General features: G+C 68.8%; 19 protein-coding genes. 10 read left to right on the top strand and 9 right to left on the bottom strand.

What is annotated here, in order from left to right:
* Nucleotides 1-13 precede the first annotated feature (13 nt).
* Together QTI68_RS32000 and QTI68_RS31995 are read left to right on the top strand one after the other, a co-directional pair.
* Nucleotides 14-457, top strand: coding sequence for a DUF1810 domain-containing protein (locus QTI68_RS32000; protein WP_286527406.1), 444 nt, complete (start codon nucleotides 14-16; stop codon nucleotides 455-457).
* Nucleotides 454-1,233 (top strand): exodeoxyribonuclease III, encoded by a 780-nt coding sequence (locus QTI68_RS31995; protein ID WP_286527402.1) that lies wholly within the window; start codon nucleotides 454-456, stop codon nucleotides 1,231-1,233. The genes QTI68_RS32000 and QTI68_RS31995 overlap by 4 nt, the downstream gene beginning before the upstream one ends.
* 66 nt (nucleotides 1,234-1,299) lie before the next feature.
* Here the strand turns inward: QTI68_RS31995 and QTI68_RS31990 are convergent, their stop codons facing one another.
* Nucleotides 1,300-2,235 carry a hypothetical protein gene (locus QTI68_RS31990; RefSeq protein WP_286527400.1) on the bottom strand — a complete coding sequence of 312 codons (936 nt, stop codon included), beginning with the start codon at nucleotides 2,233-2,235 and terminating at the stop codon, nucleotides 1,300-1,302.
* Nucleotides 2,236-2,337: 102 nt separating this feature from the next.
* On the opposite strand from QTI68_RS31990, the gene trxC reads away from it, so the two are divergent.
* Both trxC and QTI68_RS31980 read left to right on the top strand, forming a co-directional pair.
* A complete protein-coding gene (trxC, locus tag QTI68_RS31985; protein WP_286527398.1) occupies nucleotides 2,338-2,775 on the top strand; it encodes a thioredoxin TrxC in 438 nt (145 codons plus the stop codon).
* Between the two features lie 111 nt (nucleotides 2,776-2,886).
* Nucleotides 2,887-3,444, top strand: coding sequence for a hypothetical protein (locus QTI68_RS31980; protein WP_286527396.1), 558 nt, complete (start codon nucleotides 2,887-2,889; stop codon nucleotides 3,442-3,444).
* Here the strand turns inward: QTI68_RS31980 and QTI68_RS31975 are convergent.
* The 3 genes from QTI68_RS31975 to QTI68_RS31965 form a co-directional block, all read right to left on the bottom strand.
* Nucleotides 3,366-3,794, bottom strand: a complete 429-nt coding sequence (locus tag QTI68_RS31975; RefSeq protein WP_286527394.1) for a hypothetical protein — start codon at nucleotides 3,792-3,794, stop codon at nucleotides 3,366-3,368. The two genes, QTI68_RS31980 and QTI68_RS31975, sit on opposite strands and share 79 nt — an antisense overlap.
* Nucleotides 3,795-3,856: 62 nt before the next feature.
* Entirely contained in the window at nucleotides 3,857-4,966 is a 1,110-nt protein-coding gene (locus tag QTI68_RS31970) for a potassium channel family protein (RefSeq protein WP_286527392.1), read from the bottom strand.
* A gap of 35 nt (nucleotides 4,967-5,001) precedes the next feature.
* Nucleotides 5,002-6,765, bottom strand: a complete 1,764-nt coding sequence (locus QTI68_RS31965; protein ID WP_286527390.1) for a SulP family inorganic anion transporter — start codon at nucleotides 6,763-6,765, stop codon at nucleotides 5,002-5,004.
* 133 nt (nucleotides 6,766-6,898) lie between these two features.
* On the opposite strand from QTI68_RS31965, the gene QTI68_RS31960 reads away from it, so the two are divergent.
* The gene (locus tag QTI68_RS31960) at nucleotides 6,899-8,065 is read left to right on the top strand and encodes a DUF2252 domain-containing protein (protein WP_286527388.1); all 1,167 of its coding nucleotides are present in this window, start codon (nucleotides 6,899-6,901) and stop codon (nucleotides 8,063-8,065) included.
* A complete protein-coding gene (locus QTI68_RS31955) occupies nucleotides 8,062-8,325 on the top strand; it encodes a DUF2252 family protein (protein ID WP_286527384.1) in 264 nt (87 codons plus the stop codon). The genes QTI68_RS31960 and QTI68_RS31955 overlap by 4 nt, the downstream gene beginning before the upstream one ends.
* A gap of 20 nt (nucleotides 8,326-8,345) precedes the next feature.
* Here the strand turns inward: QTI68_RS31955 and QTI68_RS31950 are convergent, their stop codons facing one another.
* Nucleotides 8,346-8,711 (bottom strand): glutaredoxin domain-containing protein, encoded by a 366-nt coding sequence (locus QTI68_RS31950; protein ID WP_286527381.1) that lies wholly within the window; start codon nucleotides 8,709-8,711, stop codon nucleotides 8,346-8,348.
* A gap of 44 nt (nucleotides 8,712-8,755) precedes the next feature.
* On the bottom strand, nucleotides 8,756-9,604 hold the full coding sequence (locus tag QTI68_RS31945) for an IclR family transcriptional regulator (protein ID WP_286527378.1): 849 nt from the start codon (nucleotides 9,602-9,604) through the stop codon (nucleotides 8,756-8,758).
* Between the two features lie 99 nt (nucleotides 9,605-9,703).
* Between QTI68_RS31945 and QTI68_RS31940 the strand changes: the two genes are divergently transcribed.
* A complete protein-coding gene (locus QTI68_RS31940; protein ID WP_286527375.1) occupies nucleotides 9,704-10,672 on the top strand; it encodes a Bug family tripartite tricarboxylate transporter substrate binding protein in 969 nt (322 codons plus the stop codon).
* Nucleotides 10,673-10,683: 11 nt separating this feature from the next.
* Entirely contained in the window at nucleotides 10,684-13,032 is a 2,349-nt protein-coding gene (locus QTI68_RS31935) for a cytochrome P450/oxidoreductase (protein ID WP_286527373.1), read from the top strand.
* A gap of 32 nt (nucleotides 13,033-13,064) precedes the next feature.
* Here the strand turns inward: QTI68_RS31935 and QTI68_RS31930 are convergent, their stop codons facing one another.
* Nucleotides 13,065-13,712, bottom strand: a complete 648-nt coding sequence (locus QTI68_RS31930) for a cupredoxin domain-containing protein (protein WP_286527370.1) — start codon at nucleotides 13,710-13,712, stop codon at nucleotides 13,065-13,067.
* 37 nt (nucleotides 13,713-13,749) lie between these two features.
* Nucleotides 13,750-14,142 (bottom strand): COG4315 family predicted lipoprotein, encoded by a 393-nt coding sequence (locus QTI68_RS31925; RefSeq protein ID WP_286527367.1) that lies wholly within the window; start codon nucleotides 14,140-14,142, stop codon nucleotides 13,750-13,752.
* Between the two features lie 249 nt (nucleotides 14,143-14,391).
* On the opposite strand from QTI68_RS31925, the gene QTI68_RS31920 reads away from it, so the two are divergent.
* Nucleotides 14,392-16,101 carry a uracil-xanthine permease family protein gene (locus QTI68_RS31920; protein WP_286527364.1) on the top strand — a complete coding sequence of 570 codons (1,710 nt, stop codon included), beginning with the start codon at nucleotides 14,392-14,394 and terminating at the stop codon, nucleotides 16,099-16,101.
* Nucleotides 16,102-16,146: 45 nt separating this feature from the next.
* Here QTI68_RS31920 and QTI68_RS31915 read toward each other — a convergent pair whose 3' ends face one another.
* Nucleotides 16,147-17,121 (bottom strand): Bug family tripartite tricarboxylate transporter substrate binding protein, encoded by a 975-nt coding sequence (locus QTI68_RS31915; RefSeq protein WP_286527363.1) that lies wholly within the window; start codon nucleotides 17,119-17,121, stop codon nucleotides 16,147-16,149.
* 183 nt (nucleotides 17,122-17,304) lie between these two features.
* Here QTI68_RS31915 and QTI68_RS31910 point away from each other — a divergent pair, with 183 nt between their 5' ends.
* Nucleotides 17,305-18,078 (top strand): IclR family transcriptional regulator, encoded by a 774-nt coding sequence (locus QTI68_RS31910; protein ID WP_286527360.1) that lies wholly within the window; start codon nucleotides 17,305-17,307, stop codon nucleotides 18,076-18,078.
* The last annotated feature ends 56 nt before the right edge of the window (nucleotides 18,079-18,134 follow it).

Here is an 18,134-nt window from a genome sequence, read left to right as displayed (position 1 = left end):
TGGCAGGGTGCCCATGCGACCGCCGCTTGATCCCGAAGGCCTGCAGCGCTTCGTCGAAGCCCAGGCGCCGGTCTACGACGCCGTGTGCCGCGAGCTGAGGGCAGGGCGCAAGACCAGCCACTGGATGTGGTTCGTCTTTCCCCAGTTGCGCGTGCTGGGGCGCAGCGCCACCGCCCGCTTCTTCGGCCTTGCGGACCTTGCCGAGGCACAGGCCTACGCCGCGCATCCGGTGCTCGGCCCGCGCCTGGTCGACTGCAGCGAGCTCGTGCTCGCCGCCTCGGGCCGCAGCGCGCACGAGATCTTCGGCACGCCGGACGATCTCAAGCTTCGTTCCTGCATGACGCTGTTCGAGGTGGCCGCGGCCGCGCCCGTCTTCGCGCGGGTGCTCCAGCGCCTGTATGCCGGCGAGCGGGACCCGCTCACGCTCGCCGCGCTGAGGGACGGCGGCGGTCCATGAAGATCGCCACCTTCAATGTCAATGGCGTCAACGGCCGCCTGGCGGCGCTGCTCGAATGGCTGGCCGAGTCGAAGCCCGACGTGGCCTGCCTGCAGGAGCTGAAATCGCCGGACGCCAGGTTTCCGGCGGCGGCGATCCGTGCGGCCGGCTACGGCGTGGTCTTCCACGGCCAGCCGGCCTGGAACGGCGTCGCGATCCTGGCACGCGGGCGCGAGCCGATCGAGACCGGCCGCGGCCTGCCCGGCATGGCCGACGACCCGCAAAGCCGCTACCTCGAGGCCGTGGTCGACGGCGTGGTGATCGGCTGCCTCTACTTGCCCAACGGCAATCCGCAGCCGGGCCCGAAGTTCGACTACAAGCTGGCCTGGTTCGATCGCCTCGACGCGCATGCCAAGGCGCTCTTCGGCTGCGGCCTGCCGGTGGTGCTGGCCGGCGACTACAACGTGGTGCCGACCGATGCCGACATCTACAACCCGGCCTCCTGGCGCGACGACGCGCTGCTGCAGCCCGAAAGCCGGGCGGCCTTCAAGGCGCTGCTCGATCAGGGCTGGACCGATGCGATCCGCGCGCTGCACCCGCAGGAACGCATCTACACCTTCTGGGACTACTGGCGCCAGCGCTGGCCGCGCAACGCGGGCCTGCGCATCGACCACCTGCTGCTGAACGAGGAAGCAGCGCCGCTGCTGCGGGCGGCCGGCGTGGACCGGGAGGTGCGTGGCCGGCCCGGTGCCAGCGACCACGCGCCGGCGTGGGTCGATCTCGCGCTGCCGCGCTGAAGGCGCCGGCGCCGTGGCGGAGTTGCGATGCTCCGCCGCGGCCGAATGGCGCCAATCGGCCGGAGATCAGCGGTAGCCGGTGTCGGTCGCGTTGTGGATGATCCAGACCAGGTTGCCGCCGGAGATGTTGCCCAGGTTGCCGCCGGCGAAGATCAGCCGGCCCTGGCCCTTGTAGGCGAGTTCGATCCGGGTGCGGTCGCCGCCGAAATAGAACGGAATGAAGGCCTTGCCGGTGACGTAGGCGCCCGAGTCGGTCGGCTGGCCCGCGAGGTCGGTGACCTGCTTCAGGCTCATGCCGATCTGCAGCTGGGTGAACTTGGAGTTCGGCGCCGGGTTGCCGGTGATCTCGCCCTCGTAGTCGTTCATGCCCTTCACGGTGCGGCCGCTGCCGGCTTCGATCTTGCTCGAATCGATCACGTTGCCCTGGGCGTCCATGCCGGGCCTGGCGCCGGCGCGGGCGGCGGGCGCGGCCGCCGGTGCAGCCGCGGCCGGCGCGGGTGCCGCGGCGGCGGGCGCGGCCTTCGGTGCCGGTGCGGCCGCCACGGCCGGTGCCGGGCCGCAGCGATCGAGCTGCAGCAGGGCGCGCTTGGTGTCGGCCGACCAGTCGACGCCGACGATGCGGGACGACACCTGGCCACCCGCGAAGGACTCGCCCTCGTCGCAACGGAAGCGGACCGGATCGGCCGGCCGCACCGCGAAGTCGTCGCCGGCGCCCTTGACCTTGGCGATGCGCGCGCTCAGGTCCTTGCCGACCAGGGCCTTGTCGAGCTTGGCCTCGTCGCCGCGCGCACCGCGAACCAGCTTCAGCACCTGGTCGTAGGTGGTCTTGCCGGTGCTCGGCACCTCGGGCTTGGCCGGAGCGGGCGCCGGGGCGGCGGCGACGGGCTCGGGCTTGGCTGCGGCCGCGGGCTCGGCCTGGTTCTTGGACTGTCCGGCGCAACCGGCCAGGACGGAGAGGGCAGCCAGAACGGCCAGGGCGGTCGAAGAGGTTCTCGAGATCACGAAATAAGACTCCTGTAACTAAGTGTTCATTATTTCAGGTCTTGCAGCTGCCGCCCCGCGCCCCCAGCTGCCTCTCATCCGCCCGCCACCGATGGAGATTCCATGACCGACAAGCTGCACATCGTCTGCCCGCACTGCCACACCACGAACCGCGTGCAGACGTCGCAGCTGGCGAGCGCGCCCGACTGCGGCCACTGCCACCAGCCGCTGTTCGCCGGCCGATCGACCGCCCTGGACGAGGCCGCCTTCGATCGCCACATCGCGCGCAACGAGATTCCGGTGCTGGTCGACTTCTGGGCGCCCTGGTGCGGCCCGTGCCGCCAGATGGCGCCGGGTTTCGAGCAGGCGGCGGCGCGGCTGGAACCCCGGGTGCGGCTTGCCAAGGTCGATACGGAGGCGGTTCCGGCCCTGGGCGCGCGATTCGGCATCCGCAGCATTCCGACCCTGGCGTTGTTCAAGGGCGGGCGCGAAGTGGCACGCCAGGCCGGGGCCATGGGCGCGGCCGACATCGTTCGCTGGGCCGAGGCGCACAGCCGCTGAGCGGGCGGCCGGCCGCGGCCGCGAGTGCCGCCGGCGACAGCCCGGGGCCGTCCAAGCCTTGAAAGCCGGATGGCGCCGAGTACAGTTCGGTCACGGCCACCGTCTCCATTCATGACATTCCAGCGTTTGCACTTGACCGGCCCGGAGGGCCGTCCCTATGTCCTGGGCGAGCGCATCGAGGTGTATGACGGGGCGGCGCTGATCGGGCGGGTCCAGTCGGTCACCCGGAGCTCGGCCGGCGATGAAGTTCGGCTCGAGAACTTCCTGACCACCGACTTCGCCGATTTCCGCGCCAAGGCGCTGCCGAAGCTGGTGCTGGCCGAGGTGGTGAGTTTCATCGCCGAGCGCTATCCGTCGATCCACGCCATCGGCATCGAGCTCAGCCGCGACATCGAGGGCTACGAAGGGCGGGAGGCGACGCTGGCCAGCGCCCGCGCCGAGATTCTGCAAAGCATCGGCACGAGCGGTGTGCGGATCCATCCCAAGCCGCATCCCGGCCAAGCCGGCCATTTCGCGGTGACAGGCGTGTGGCGCTACGACAAGGCCAGCGTCTCGGCACTCGCTTCTGTGCTGCAGGCCCAGCGCGACGCCTATCGCGAGCGGACGGAGGCCGGGGCCAAGTCGGCGGCGCGTCCGACCTTGAGGCAACTGCTGCGCAGGGATCGCTGAGCGCCACCCGCGAGGCGGCCGCGCAAGTCGCAGTCTTCCATGGCGTCCGCGAGGGTGTCACGCAGGTCCTGGGCGTCGAGGTCCAGCAAGGCCTCGATGCAGGTGGCTTGCGGCGGTGAGCATCGCGAGGGGGTCCAGTCGCGGAGGACCTGCGTCGCGCGGCTTCGGTCGCGGGCACCCAGCTTGTGCAGCGCGAGGATCCACTCGGCCTGCTCTTGCGTGAACGGCGCCGGGATGTCGAAAGCAGCGGCGGTGGAGACCGCCGGGGACGGTTCGACCCGGTGCGGCCGGCCAAGGATTCCGAAGCCGAAGAGACTGCTGCGCGAAGAGAGGTTGGAGGTGATCTGCATGCCTTGATCGTAGGGAACCCGGCCGATCCGGGCCATGAGAGCAGTCTCAAAAAAGCGTGTCCTCAATCCGGGCGCCCGCTGGTGAGTTGCAGGACCACCGCGTCGCGACTGAAGCGCTCGGCCGCCATGGCGGGATTGATCCAGTCGGGCAGGGGAAGCAGCAGGTAGGCGGCAAGGCCCTGGAGCCGGGGCTCGTAGGTGGCTCGCAGGAGCCGGATGGCCCTGAGTGCGCCGTCATCGTCGTGCCAGCGAGGAATGATCCTGCGGATCGTGGCCACGAGAACGCACATCGCCTCCGCGTCCAGCCGGCGCGGGGGCGTGCCGTGCGCCGGTGCCACCTGCAGCGATTCGCTGGCTTCGTCGAGGATGCGTCGCAGTGCCGCGAAGGTCGCGGTGGCCTGGTGGCGCTGCGCGTCGTCGGCGCCTGCGATCAGCAGGGTGCAGACGTCGAGCACCACGGCCAGCGAGCCGAGCCAGGAGTGGCCTTCGTGCTGGGAGCGGTAGAACGCGAGCATCGGATAGACGGCGTGGCTCTCGATCAGGTCGCTGGCCCAGATCTCCCAGTCCCTCAGCCAGCGCTCGAGTTCCTCCGTAGTGCCGTGCGCGTGCCATCCGAGCAATGTCGCGGCGGTCGGGGGCGACCCCGCGCGGGCGGAGAACTCGATGAGTTGCAGGTCGCGGCGGGTGAAGTGCTGATAGAGCACCGGCAGGTAGCCGATGTTCAGCGCGATGAAGCCGAAGCCGGTGCCGGCCTCCAGGATGACCAGCAGGCGAGCCAGCGTATGTTGCGGCACGATGTCGCCGTAGCCGAGCGTGAAGAAGGCGTCGCCGCTGACGATCACCTGGCTGACCAGGGTGTCGAAGCGCGCGCCGGGCGCCAGGCCCTGCATCGCCCACTGCATCAAGCCGAAGCCGACCACCAGCGACCCGGCCCAGAGCACGAAAAGCATGACCATCGAGAACGGACCATAGACGCCGAGGAAGTCCTCTCGCCGGCGGCCGGCGGGCCACAGGCCGGCGCACCAGGCCCAGGCATCCCAGGTGACCTTGAAGAAGTAGCTGTTCAGCCGGATCCGGCGGCGCACCGGGCGTGGCAGCAGCACCACTTCGAAAGCGTCGATCAGGGTCGCCATCACGAGCACGGCCCCGGCCAGGAAGGCGATCACCGGCATGGGGTTCGGCTCGCGTCGTCGCGCATCGGCGAAGCTCAGGCGGGGGCGAGCCTGCCGGTCGGTGGCTCCACGGGGGGGCTGGTGCCGTCGAACTCGTCGATGGCATCGGCGACCGAGGTCCTGCGTCCGAAGTAGCCCAGGCGCTCTTCCAGGCCTTCGGCTCGCAGGAGGTCGCGCACCGGCGCGTGCGCCGCGACCAGGCGCAGGCGGATGCCCGCCTGGGCCAGTTCCTGATGCAGCTTCGACAGCATCTTCGCCGCCGCCAGGTCGACCTGGGGCGAGGTCGACAGGTCGCAGATCACCAGCTTCGGCTTGTCCGGTGCCGACCGAACCATGTGACGCACGGCTTCGTACACGTGATCGACGTTGAAATAGAGCATGCCGGAGTCGACGCGGACGATCAAGACGCCAGGCGTCGCCGTGTTGTCGGGGTTGCGTTCGATGTCGGAGAACTTGCGCGTGCCCGGTATCCGTCCGAGGACCGCCACGTGCGGTCGCGCGACCCGGCCGATCAGCAAGGTCAGCGAAGCCAGGACCGCAACGATCACGCCGTTGAGAATGCCCAGCAGCAGCACCGCGGCGAACGCGATCATGGAGACCGCGAACTCATAGCGGCTGACACGCCAGAGACGCTTCATCTCGCCGATGTTCACGAGTCCCTTGACGGCCATGAGGACGATGGCGGCGAGCACGACATTGGGCAGGTTCTTCAGTCCGCCGGTCAGGAACAGCAGGCACAGGCCGATCGTGATCGATGCGAAGACCAGCGCCAGTGGCGTCTTGGCGCCGGCCTTGTCGTTGACCGACGACTGCGACAGACCGCCGGCCACCGGATAGGCCTGGAACAGCGCCGCGCCGAGGTTGGCCGCGCCGAGGCCGAGGAATTCCTGGCGCGGGTCGATCTCGTAGTTGTGGGCGTCGGCCAGCGCGCGCGCGGCCGAGACGCTTTCCACATAGGACAGCAGCAGGCAGGCGAACGCGAGCGGCACCACGCCTTGCACGTCGCGCACCCGAAGGCCGGGCAATTGGAAGCTCGGCAGGCCCTCGGGCAGCGCGCCGACGACCTTGAAGCCGAGGTCGCCCAGCGAGGTGACCGACAGCACGATGGTCGAGGCGATCACCACGAAGAGCGCCGCCGGCCGGCCCGGCAGGTACTTTTCGGCCAGCAGCAGAAGAGCGAGCGCGACCAGGCCGAAGCCGAGCACGGCGAGGTTCGTGTCGGGGATCTGCCCGCCCAGGATGACCAGGCGCTCGAAGAAGTCCTCGCCACCTCCCTTGACGCCGAAAAGCTTGGGCAGCTGGGTCAGGGCGATCGTGAACGCCGCCCCGGCCTTGAAGCCGAGCAGGATGGTCTCGCTGATGAAGTTGACCAGTGAACTGAGGCGCAGGAGCCATGCCACGACGCACATGGCCGCGATGAGCAGCGCGGTCAGCGCGGCGATGCCGGCCCAGCGCTGCGGATCGCCTCCCGCCATGCCGGCGACGGTGACGCCGACGAGCATCGAGATCGCCGAAGTGGGGCCGATCGCCAGTTGGCGCGACGATCCCAGCAGCGCATAGAAGAGGCCGCCGACCAGGTAGCAGTAGATGCCGTATTGCGGTGGCAGCCCGGCGAGCGATGCGTAGGCCAAGGACACCGGGATGCCGTAGGCGGCCAGGGTCACGCCCGCAATGGCGTCTTTCGCCAGCCACCTGGGCTCATAGGTCCGTAGCCACCGGGCCGGCGGAAACGCCGCGCGCCAGCCCTGCTCGGACGCATCTGCCTGGAATGTGCCTGCCGGTTGTGCTTCCTGAGTCATTTGGAACCCCGCCGGGGTGAAGAGCAGATCGCAGTATCCGCCGGGTCGGCGGCGGCCGATTGATTTTCGTCAATCGAGCATCCAGCGGGCGCGCGCAACATGGGTCGCCACGAGTGCCGATGAAGGAGCTCACATGCTGAAGACTTCGAACAAGACAGCCCCATCGATGGACACGCGATCCGACGCGGACGACGTGCGGGCGGGGTCGGCGCAGGCCGATCTGCGCGCCATGGGAAAGGGCCTGCGCGACACATGCCCCCGCGAGTCGCACGCCGACTGGAAGCCGTTGTCCGACCGGCCGGATCCGATGCACCTGCTGGAGCATTCGAACAAGCGACGCATGGCGGAGCTCATTCCGATTCGCTTCGGCCGCATGGTGCGAACGTCGTTCACCTTCTACCGCGGCGCCGCGCTCAACATGGCGGCCGACCTGGCGGTGACGCCGACCACCGGACTCCGGGTGCAGGCCTGCGGCGACTGCCACCTGATGAACTTCGGCGGTTTCGCCACGCCGGAGCGGCGGGTGGTCTTCGACATCAACGACATGGACGAGACCTTGCCGGCGCCCTGGGAGTGGGACGTCAAGCGGCTGGCGGCGAGCTTCGTCCTGGCCTGTCGCAACAACGGCTTCAGCGCGGATGCCGCACGCGACGCCGTGCTCGCATGCGTGCGTTCCTATCGCGAACGCATGGCGGAGTACAGCAGGATGCCGGTCCTCCAGGTCTGGTACTCGAGCATCGACGTCAAGAAGGTGCTGGACAGCCTGACGGACGAGGAAGCACGAAAGCGCGTCCAGAAGCGGGTCGCCGCGGCGCAGGAGCGCACGGTGCTCGAACACGATTTTCCAAAGCTCGCCATGATGGCCGGAGAACAGCCGCGGATCCAGGACCACCCGCCACTGATCTACCACTTGCACGGCAAGGGACGGGAAGAGCTGGGCGAGCGCGTCAAGGAGGCGTTCGTCGGCTATCGGGAATCCTTGCAGGAGGACCGGCGCTCGCTGCTGGACCGCTACGAACCCAAGGACATCGCGGTCAAGGTCGTGGGCGTCGGCAGCGTCGGCACCTATTGCGCCGTCCTGCTGCTGATGGCCGGCGAGCGGGATCCGCTGTTCCTGCAGGTGAAGGAGGCACGCGCGTCCGTGCTGGAGCCCTATGCCGGCAAGAGCCGGCACGCCAACCATGGCCAGCGGGTCGTGAACGGATACCGGATGATCCAGTCCGCCAGCGACATCTTTCTTGGCTGGACCCTGGGCAGGGGCGGCCGCCATTTCTCTATATGCGCCAGTTGCGGGACATGAAGCTCGGCCCGATGGTGGAGGTGTTCACGCCCAGCCAGATGAACGACTACGCCATGCTGACCGGATGGACACTGGCGCGTGCCCATGCGCGATCGGGCGAACCTGCGGCGATCAGCGGCTATCTGGGCAAGAGCGACGTCTTCGACAAAGCCATCGCCAAGGTCGCTGTCGCCTACGCCGACCAGAGCGAGCGCGACCACGACGTCCTCAGGAAGGAAGTCCAGGCCGGCCGAGTGGATGTGGTGATGGAGCCCGACTAGGGCGGCAGTGCTGCGGGTCGCTACGCGAGCATCGCCTTCAGCTCGCCGCTGCCGATCAGCTGCTGCAAGTCGTTTGCGCCGCCGATCAGCACGCCCTTGACGAAGATCATCGGGAAGGTCGGCCAGCCGGTCCACATCTTGAGCGCGTTGCGATCGCGCCATCGGCTCAGGTAGCTGCCGTACTCGAGATAGCGGTGCGGCAGCTTCGCGTCTTCGAGGAGCTTGCGCGCCTTGCGCGGGAACGGGTTCATTGCCATGCCGACCACCACGATGTCGCTGGCAGCGATCGCAGCCATGACCTCGCGCACGATGGCCTGCCGGCTTTCGGCCAGCCGGGTGCGGATGGCGGGATGGATGTGGGCTTCGTCTAGGACGGGACGGGGCATGGAGGGAGTTCTTCCGGGGTTGGCGAAGGGCGACCGATTCTGCGTCATCCGGCCGCGGGCGGCGGCCCGACGCAGCCCAGCTGGAGGCTCGTGGCATGCGCCTCGCGGCACACGGCGATGGCGATCCTGCCGTCGACCGAGGGATCGAAGCCGCCGCTGGCGCCCAGCGCAGTGATCACCGCGCAGACGCGGCCGGTGAAGTCGAACACCGGCGCGGCCACCGCGCTGATGCCGCGCAGGTAGGTATCGCGCACGCTGGCGCAGCCCGCGGCCCGGACTTCTCGCTGCAGCGTGCCGATCGGGTCGGGCGAAGGCAGCAGCGCGCGCATGTCGTCGGTGGCGGCGGCCAGTTCGCCCTCGGCCATCTGGCGCACGCTGGCTTCGTCGAGCAGGCCCAGGAAGACGCGCCCGGTGGCGGACCACAGCATCGACATCACCGAGCCGGCGCGCACGTTCACGGTGACCGGCAGGCCCGGTTCCTCGATCCGCATGATGGTCGGCCCCCGATTGCCCATGACGGCGACGAAGCAGGTGACCTCGAGGCTCTCGCGCAGCCGGATCAGCGCCGGTTCCGCATGCCGGATCGGTTCGGCCTGGCGCATCGCGGCCAGGCCGATCCGGATCAGCTCGGGCCCGAGGAAGTAGCGCTGGGTCGCCGGATCCTGGTCGACCAGGCCCTCCTGCATCAGGCTCACCAGGTAGCGGTGCACCTTGGCCGGGCTTTCGCCGACATGGGCCGCCAGCGCGGTCAGGCTGGCATCGCCGCCGATGTTGGCCAACCCCTTGAGCACCACCATCCCGGTCTGCGCCGACTGCACGCTCTGGCGGCGGTCGGGCAGGCGCGGCAAGGCCGCTTCGGCGGAAGGCAGGGACGGGGCTGGGCTTGGTTTCATGGCGGGACGATCGTAACCATCGCGGTCGGCCTGGGAAAACCCGAAGTCGATGATTACGCATAGCGTATAACAATTACGCAATATTTTGGAGATCCCCGCATGAAGCATTTCCTCGCCGTGGCCCTGGCCGCGCTGTCGCTGGTGGCGACCCCGTCGATCGCCCAGCAGGCCTTCCCGACCAAGCCGATCCGCTGGCTGGTGCCGTATGCGGCCGGGGGCGGTTCGGACTTCCTGGCCCGCACGATCGGCCAACGGCTGTCGACCCAGGTCGGCCAGCCGGTGCTGGTCGACAACAAGCCCGGTGGCAACACGGCCCTCGCGGCGGCCGAAGCAGCGCGCGCCGCGGCCGACGGCTATACCGTGCTGTCGGCCGACAACGGCACCATGGTCTTCAACCCGGCGCTGTACAAGAGCCTCTCCTACAGCCCCGCCAAGGACCTCGCGCCGGTGACGCTGATGGGACGCTTCCCGATGATTCTGGTGGTCGGTCCGGCCAGCGACGCGACCAGCGCCCGGGACTTCATCGCCAAGGCCAAGGCCAAGCCCGGCGGCACCAATTTCGCGTCGGCGGGTGCCGGCAGTCCGCACCACCTGGCGATGGAACTGCTCAAGGTCGAAGCCGGCCTGTTCATGGTCCATGTGCCGTACCGGGGGGCCGCGCCCGCTTTGGCCGACGTGGTCGGCGGACAGGTGCCGGCGATGATGGTCGACCTGGCGGCGGGTGCCGGCTTCATCAAGGGCGGGAAGGTCAGGCCGCTGGCAGTGGCCAACCCGACCCGGCTGCCGCAACTGCCCGACGTGCCGACCTTCGCCGAACTGGGCTTCAAGAATGTCGAGGCGGCCGCGCTGGTCGGCATGGTGGTGCCGGCGGCGACCTCGCCAGAGGTGATCGGCACGCTCAACAAGCAGGTGGTGGCCGCCATCCACGATCCGGCGGTCCACCAGCGGATGGTCGATTTCGGCGTCGAGCCGGTCGGCAACACGCCGGCCCAGTTCGCCGCGCTGCTGCAGAGCGAGACGGCGCGCTGGCAGAAGCTGATCCGCGACCTCAAGATCACGCTGGACTGAGGACCCGCCCGATGAACACCCCGCCCTCCGCCGGGCCCGCGACCGGCTGCCCCTTCGCATCGCCGCCGCTGTCGACGCACACCACGCCGACCGGCTGCCCGGTCAGCCAGCGCGCCGCCGATTTCGATCCGTTCGAGGACGCCTACCAGCAGGATCCGCCCGAGTCGCTGCGCTGGGCGCGCGAGCAGGAGCCGATCTTCTGGAGCCCGCGCCTGGGCTACTGGGTGGTCACGCGTTACGAGGACATCAAGGCGATCTTTCGCGACAACATCACCTTCAGCCCCTCGATCGCGCTCGAGAAGATCACGCCGACCGGTGAAGAGGCCAACGCGGTGCTGGCCTCCTACGGCTTCGCGCTGAACCGCACGCTGGTCAACGAGGACGAGCCGGCCCACATGCCGCGCCGGCGGCTGCTGATGGAGCCGTTCACGCCCGACGAACTGCGCCACCACGAGCCGCTGGTGCGCCGGCTGGCACGCGAATACGTCGACCGCTTCATCGACGACGGCCGCGCCGACCTGGTCGACCAGATGCTCTGGGAGGTCCCGCTGACAGTGGCGCTGCACTTCCTCGGCGTGCCCGAGGAGGACATGGACACGCTGCGCAAGTACTCGATCGCCCACACCGTCAACACCTGGGGCCGGCCGAAGCCGGAAGAGCAGGTGGCGGTGGCGCATGCGGTCGGCAACTTTTGGCAGTTCGCCGGCCAGGTGCTCGACAAGATGCGCCAGGACCCGTCGGGCCCGGGCTGGATGCGCTACGGCATCCGCAAGCAGGTCGACCATCCCGAGGTTGTGACCGACTCGTACCTGCATTCGATGATGATGGCCGGCATCGTGGCGGCGCACGAGACCACCGCCAACGCCACGGCCAATGCCATGAAGCTGCTGCTGCAGCACCCCGACACCTGGCGCGAGATCTGCGAGGACCCGAGCCTGATCCCCAATGCGGTCGAGGAATGCCTGCGCCACAACGGCTCGGTGGCGGCCTGGCGGCGGCTGGTCACGAAGGAGGTCGAGGTTGGCGGCACGCGGCTGCCGGCGGGCTCGAAGCTGTTGATCGTGACCTCGTCGGCCAATCACGACCCGCAGCAGTTCGCCGATGCCGACCTGTTCGACATCCGGCGCGACAACGCCAGCGAACATCTCACCTTCGGCTACGGCTCGCACCAGTGCATGGGCAAGAACCTGGCACGCATGGAGATGCAGATCTTCCTCGAGGAGTTCACGCGCCGGCTGCCGCACCTGCGGCTCGCCGAGCAGGACTTCAGCTATGTGCCGAACACCTCTTTCCGGGGGCCGGAGCACTTGTGGGTCGAGTGGGATCCTTCGCTCAACCCGGAGCGAGCCCGCCCGGCATTGCTGGAAGCGCAGACGCCGGTGCGCATCGGCGAGCCGTCGCGCCACGCCGGGGCCCGCACGGTGATCGTCCACAGCGTGACGCCGGTGGCCGAAGGCATCGTCAGGCTGCGCCTGGTCGCACCCGACGGCAAGGCACTGCCGCGCTGGACGCCCGGTGCGCACATCGATGTCGAATGCGGCGACCCCGCGCTGTCGCGCCAGTACTCGCTGTGCGGCGACCCGGACGACACGCAGGCGCTGGAGGTCGCGGTGCTGCGCGAGGCCGAAGGTCGTGGCGGTTCGGCCTGGATCCACGGTCAGCTGCAGGCCGGCGACCGGCTGCGCATCCGCGGGCCGCGCAACCACTTCCGGCTCGACGAATCGGCGCGCCGGCTGATCCTGATCGCCGGCGGCATCGGCATCACGCCGGTGAGCGCCATGGCGCGCCGGGCCCGCGCGCTCGGGCTCGACTACGCGCTGCACTACAGCGGGCGCCGGCGCGGCACCATGGCGTTCGTCGACGAGCTGGCTGCCCTGCACGGCGAGCGGCTCCATCTGCATGTCGGCGACGAAGGCGGGCGCTGCGATTTCGACGCTTTGCTGGCGCCGCCGGCGCCCGGGACCCTGGTCTATGCCTGCGGCCCGCAGCGCATGCTCGACGCGCTCGAGGCCTGCTGCGCCGGGTGGCTCGAGGACGCGCTGCGCGTCGAGCATTTCGAATCGAGCATGGGCACGCTCGACCCGGCGCGCGAGCACGCGTTCGAGGTCGAGCTCAAGGATTCGGGCATCACGGTGAACGTCCGGGCCGACCAGACCGTGCTCGGCGCCCTGCGGGCCGCCAACGTCGACATCCCCAGCGACTGCGAGGAGGGCCTGTGCGGCACCTGCGAAGTGCGCGTGCTCGGCGGCGAGGTCGACCATCGCGACCTGGTGCTGACCCGTGCCGAACGCGAGGCGCAGTCGCGCATGATGGCCTGCTGCTCGCGGGCGCGCGGGGGGAGGCTGGTGCTGGAGCTCTGAGTGCGTCGCCGGGCTCGGTCATCGTCCAGCTCTCAGATCCGCTTGCGCCGTGGAACCACGTTGAGCTGGAGCGTGGCCTTCGCGGGCCCGTCACCCAGCATGACCTGCAGCGGCGCGATGTCGATCAGCTGGTCCGCGTGCCACACCTTGATCGACGCGGAACCGTCCGGAACATCGAGCATGGCGAGGCCGTCCGGGCCCGTGAGCGCCGCCCAGGGTGAATCGCTCACGTAGACATGCCCGCGCATCGAGCTGTGCAAGTGGCAGCCGAGCAGCACGGCACCAGGCTTGTCGAAGATGGCGTCGGCGGTCTTGCCTGGTTTGCCTTCGGGCTTGCCCGAGATCATCAGTTCGAAGCTGCCTCCGGGACCGGCGTCGAACTGTGCGACACCGGCGGCGGAAGCGCGCACGTGGTGGTCCCACGGGTCGTTGTTGACGAAGTGCGCCTTCGCCCCGGGGGCCACCAGACTCACGGCTGGAACGAAGCGCATCTTTTCCTGGCTGATCGTCACTTCCTTGGGCAGTGGCCGAGATGGCGCGGCCTTCGAAGCGGTGATCACGACGACCACTGCATCGACGACGGGCTGTCCATCCTTGTCGAGGACGCCAACCTGCAGAGGGGTCGCCGCACAGAGCGTGCAAAGAAGCGCGCTGGCAAATGCGACGAATGAACCGCGCATGCCTGGCATGCGAAAGGGCGGAGGGTTGCGCATGTGATCAGAGCTGGCTCGTCTTGATGACGTGCCAGACCTTGTCGTAGTCGTCGCCGTAGACGTCACCGGGCTCCTGGTCCTCGGGCCAGGTGTAGAGCGGTTGACCCTTGAATGCCCACTGCTTGGCGCCGTCGTCGCGGGTGATCACCGACAGACCGCCGCTCGGCTTGGTGCCTTCGGCGGCCAAGACCGGTGGCCACGTCACCGCACAGTTGCCATAGCAGGTCGAGCGGCCACTGTTCGGTGCGTCCTTGTCGAACGTGTAGAGCGTGAACCCCTTGTCGTTGACGAGCATGCCGTTGACAAGGTTCACGGTCGAGAACTCCTTGGTGGGCGCATGCGTTGCGCAACCGGTGAGCAGGGTCAGGGTGATGGCGAGACTGGCGGCAATACGCACGAAAGGCTCCTTTGAAATCGCGAAACACAATTAGATACAGATTCGCCCAGTGCACCCAATGCAATAAGTCACGGCCTGAACGCTTTCGTTTTCGTGGAAACCCTTGATCGGTCCATCCCCCGAGCGCAGACCCAACCGCGCCACCGCCAAAGCCTATGATGCGCGCGGCCCCTGGCAAACCCATGCCGCCGGCCGCGCGTCTCAACCATCGGCTTGACGGACACATCGAGCCACCAGGACTGGAAGCCGATGTCGCACAAGCCTGCCGGGCTCATCTACGGCGTCGAGGAGACGCCGCCGCTGGGCATCAACATCCTCAGCGGACTGCAGCATGTAGGGCTGATGTCGATCTACCTGGTCTACCCGGTGTTGATCGCGCAGGCAGCCGGCGCCTCGGCCGAGGTCGCGGCCTCGCTGGTCAGCGCCACCTTGATCGCGCTGGCCGTCGCGACCTTGCTGCAGGTCATCACGATCGGGCCGATCGGCTCGGGCTTCCTGTGCCAACCGACCTCCAGCGTGGTCTACATCGTGCCTTCGCTGGTGGCGGCGCGCAGCGGCAACCTCGCTGCGGTCTTCGGCATGACCATGCTGGCCGGCCTGTTCGAGGTCGCGCTGGCGCGCGTGCTGCCGCGCCTGCGTCCGATCTTCACGCCCGAGATCACCGGCCTGGTGGTGCTGCTGACCGGCATCTCGGTGGGCGTGGTCGGCCTGCGCACCGCGCTCGGTGGGGGCGCATCGGTCGCTCAGCCGGCCGAAGTCGACTTGCTGCTGGGCCTGGGCACGCTCGGCCTGATGGTGGCGCTGAACGTGTGGGGCCGGGGCGCGCTGCGGGTCTTCAGCGTGCTGATCGGGCTGGTGGCGGGCTGCGCGGCCGGCTGGCTGCTGGGGCGTTTCGATGCCGAGGAAGTCGCCCGCCTGTCCGCGGCGCCCGCGTTCGCGGCACCCCTGCTGGGCCACGTGGGCTGGTCCTTCGATGCCGGCCTGCTGTTGCCGTTCCTGATCGGCGCGGTCGCCGCGGTGCTGAAGGTGATCGGCAATGTGACGACCTCGCAGAAGGCCAATCAGGTGGGCTGGGTGCGCGCCGACATGCGCTCCATCAGCCGCGGCGTGCTGGCCGACGGGCTCGGCTCGGTCGTCGCCGGTGCGATCGGCGCGCCGGGCATCAATTCATCGAGCAGCGCGGTCGGCCTGGCGACGGCCACCGGCGTGGCCAGCCGGCGCGTCGGCTGGTCGGTGGCCGCCATCCTGCTGGTCTTCGCCTTCGTGCCGAAGCTGGGCATGCTCTTCAACCTCGTGCCGCGGTCGGTGCTCGGCGCGGCGCTGGTGTTCTCGTCGACCTTCATCGTCACCAACGGCCTGGTCATCATGACCTCGCGCCTGCTCGACGCGCGCAAGACGCTGGTGATCGGGCTGGCGATCGTGTTCGGCCTGGCGGTGGAGATCTTCCCGGGCCTGCTGGTGGTGCTGCCGCCGGCGCTGCGGCCATCCTTCGGCAATTCGCTGGTGTTCGGCACGCTGGTGGGGCTCGGCCTCAATCTGTTGTTCCGCATCGGGCTGCGGCGCAGCGTCTCGATGAGCGTCGCGCCCGAAGCGATCGACCCCGAGGCGCTGGAGGAGTTCCTCGACGGCCAGGGCGCGGCCTGGGGCGCGCGCGCCGACGTGATCGAGCGGGCCAAGTTCAATCTCGTGCAATCGATCGAGACCCTGGCGGGGAGCGGCGTCGCCTCGGGGCCGCTGCACGTCGAGGCATCGTTCGACGAGTTCAACCTGGAGCTGAGGGTGTCCTATGTCGGCGAGCAGCTCGAACTGCCGGAACAGCGGCCCTCGATCGAGGAGATCATCGAGTCCGACCATGGCGAGCGCCGGCTGGCCGGCTTCCTCTTGCGGCGCTTCGCCGACCGCGTGACCTCCAGGCGCGCGGGCGAGCGGGCGACGGTGGGGTTTCACTTCGATCACTAGGGCGTGCTCGCGTTGCATGCGCGCATGCTTGGCGCGCCCCGGCGCTCAATCCAGCTTGATGTTGGCCTCGCGGATCACCTTGCCCCACATCGCGCGGTCGGCCTCGATGAAGGCGGTGAACTCGGCCGGCGTGTTGCAGCGCAGCGCGCCGCCGTACTCGGTCCATCGCTTCGCCAGCTCCGGCGACTGGCAGGCCTTCTGCATGGCGGCGCTGAGCTTGTCGAGGATCGGCTTCGGCGTGCCGGCCGGTGCCAGGATGCCCTGCCAGGCGATCGGCGCGTAGTCGGGCAGGCCGGCCTCGGCGAAGGTCGGCACGTCCGGGAAGCTCGGGTGGCGCTGCTTGCCGGTGATGGCCAGCAGCTTGAGCTTGCCGGCGCGGATGTTGCTGGCCGCCGCCGGCAGGCCGTCGAACATGGCCTGCACCTGGCCTCCCATCAGGTCGGTGTAGGGGCTGTTGCTGTTGTAGGGCACCAGGTTGGTCTTGACACCCGCGGCGTTGTTGAACCACACGCCCGACAGGTGCGAGTAGCTGCCGATGCCGGCGGTCGCGACGGTCACGGAATCGGGCCTGGCCTTGAGCTCGGCGATGAGCGCGCGGGCGTCCTTGGCCGGCAGGTTCGGGTTGGCGATGAGGCCGGTGTTGAGCACGCCCAGCAGGCTCACCGGCGCGAAGTCCTTCTCGGCGTTGAAGGGCAGCTTGGCATAGAGATGCGGCACGACCGACAGCGAACTGGTGGTGCCGATGTAGAGCGAATAGCCGTCCGCGGGCGCCTTGGCGGCGACTTCGGTGCCGATGATGTTCGAGGCCCCGGGGCGGTTCTCGACGAAGAAGGACTGACCCAGGATCTTCGTCAGCTCGGCCGCGATCTCGCGCGCATTGGCGTCGGGCCCGCTGCCGGCCGGGAAGGGCGCGATGATCCGCACCGGCTTGGTGGGGTAGTCCTGCGCGTGGGCCGCGAGCGCGGCGACGGCAGCCGTGCCAGCGAGCAGGCGGCGGCTCCAGGTCTTCAAATCGGTCATCCAATGTCTCCTTGTGATAGCGGCGCGTCTGCACCACGTCACGATGGTACATAAAATACGTTGATTGTCAAAATACGATAATAAGAATAGTAAATTTCTTCGGGGACCGGCGGATCGGCCGGGCCGGATCGATATATCGTCGGAGCCGCGCGCGCCCCTGGCGGTCGCGCCATGAACCAACGAATGAATGAACGAAGGACTCCGGTGGCGGAAAAATCAACATCCAGCCTGGGACGCATGCTCGATGTGCTCGACCTGTTCGACGACAACCGCCTGACGCGGACCGCGGAGGACATCGCGACCGAGTTGGAGGTGTCGCTGCCGACCGGCTACCGCTATGTGCGGATGCTGGTCGAAGCCGGCCTGCTGCAGCGGGTCGAGAACTCCCACTACACCCTCGGGCCGCGCATCATCCTGCTCGACCACTACATCCGCAAGGCCGACCCCGTGCTGCGCGAAGGCATTCCGGTGATGCGCGAACTGGTCCAGCAGACCGGCTTCGACTGTGTCAGCTCGGGCCTGTTCGGCACCCAGCTGCTCGACACCCACCGGGAAGCCGGCAGCACGCCCGCCGCGCTGGCCTACGGCCGCGGCCGGCCGCGGCCGCTGTTCCAGGGCGCGGCGCCCAAGGTCATCGTCGCCAGCTTCGCGCCGGCGCCCCTGCACAAGCTCTTCGATGCCCGGCATGCGGAAATCGTCCGCTGCGGGCTGCCCTCGGAGTGGAGCGATTTCAGGCGCTACTACGCGGCGATCCGCAAGGCCGGGCACTATCTCTCCGTGGGCGAACTCGAACCTCAGCTGGCGGCGCTGGCGGCGCCGATCGAGAAGTCCGAGGGCGGCGTCTGGGGTGCGATCTCGCTGGTGCTCGACACCGCCCGGCTGGCCATCGTCGACACCGACCGGCTGGCGCACCTCGTCAAGGACGCCGCCCGGCGCATCGGCGACCGGCTGGCCTGAGCACGGGGCAACCCCCGGTCGACGGCCAGCGGGGCTCGTGCTTCAATCGCGCCAAG

Origin of the sequence: Variovorax sp. J31P207 (assembly GCF_030316965.1) — a bacterium.
Lineage (GTDB): Bacteria > Pseudomonadota > Gammaproteobacteria > Burkholderiales > Burkholderiaceae_C > Variovorax > Variovorax ginsengisoli_B.
Note: the sequence above shows the minus strand (reverse complement) of the source record. Positions and strands in the feature narration are given on the sequence as shown.